Annotated in this window: 1 protein-coding gene; it reads right to left on the reverse strand. The window is 31.6% G+C overall.

What is annotated here, in order from left to right; genetic code table 11:
* A partial coding sequence (locus FA727_RS23865; RefSeq protein WP_158318987.1) for a hypothetical protein occupies nucleotides 1-430 on the reverse strand: 430 nt, incomplete at its 3' end.
* Nucleotides 431-1,084 lie beyond the last annotated feature (654 nt).

The following is a 1,084-nucleotide window of genomic DNA, read 5'->3' on the forward strand; positions in this document are numbered from 1 at the left end:
AGATCAAATAGACAATATGACCCTCGTTGAACTGTAAGTTCATCGGTTTTAACTTGTTGTTGATGTTAACCAAGCGATGGATGAACTCTCTGAGTCCACCTCCTCTGTACTGTACACCAACCAATTGCTCAAGCAACTGATGAGCGTAAATCTTGGAAGAACCAGTGTACTGATTCTTTATCTTTGCAAGGTATTCAACAACATTATGATAATCTGTGATTGCCCCCAAAATGGTAGGCTCTACGGTGTTCTCCACCACTGCTACACATTTCTTGTTAGCAGGTTTCCATTTAATCATGACAAGGTCATAACTCTCTTTGGATGCTTTATAAACATCCTGTGCTTGTTGCCAAGCAGTATCTGTCATGTCATCCCCTCTGACTGGCGCCTGAGGCTCTACAGGCACTGGGTGTGTGAGAATCCAGTCCAATTCTTGCATGGTGAAGAAGAGGATCAGCTTCTTGTACCATTCATTATAATTATCTCCCCTCAGAGTTGGGATATCTCTGATGGCAACTCCAGCTGAAATCAATTAGGAACAAGTGAGAACAATATATGAGAATAAATCTGAATATGACTATATGTTTTATCATCAACTTTGGTCAGAAAATAAAACATATAGTGACCTTTCACATTAAAACTTAATCACCTTTGGGCAGAAAAAAAGTAATAATGCATGGAATAAACATATCTATGAAATCATAATATTATTATTTTCAACTTTGGTCAGAAAACAATAATATCACAATTATTCTGAAATTTTAATCTATGACTTGAAAAATAAATCATCCCTTTGGTTCAAATTTAAATTCCAAGTCAAAAATAATTTATCTATGCAGCGGTTTCTATTAAAATTATTCTATTTAGAAGCAATGAAAATAATTCTGTAATCTATTCTCTAAACATTTATCCCTTTGGTTCAAAATGAAGAGAGATCAAAATTATGTGCAAATTCATATTCAAATTCAAATAAATAGCTTCTGAAATGAAAAAAATAAAAAAAAATAACATAAAAAAATAATTTTCAAAAATAAATCATAAAAAAAAAAATTATAAAAAATAATTTAAATATTAATTAAAAATA

The organism is Robertmurraya kyonggiensis (assembly GCF_005116465.1).
Lineage (GTDB): Bacteria > Bacillota > Bacilli > Bacillales > Cytobacillaceae > Robertmurraya > Robertmurraya kyonggiensis.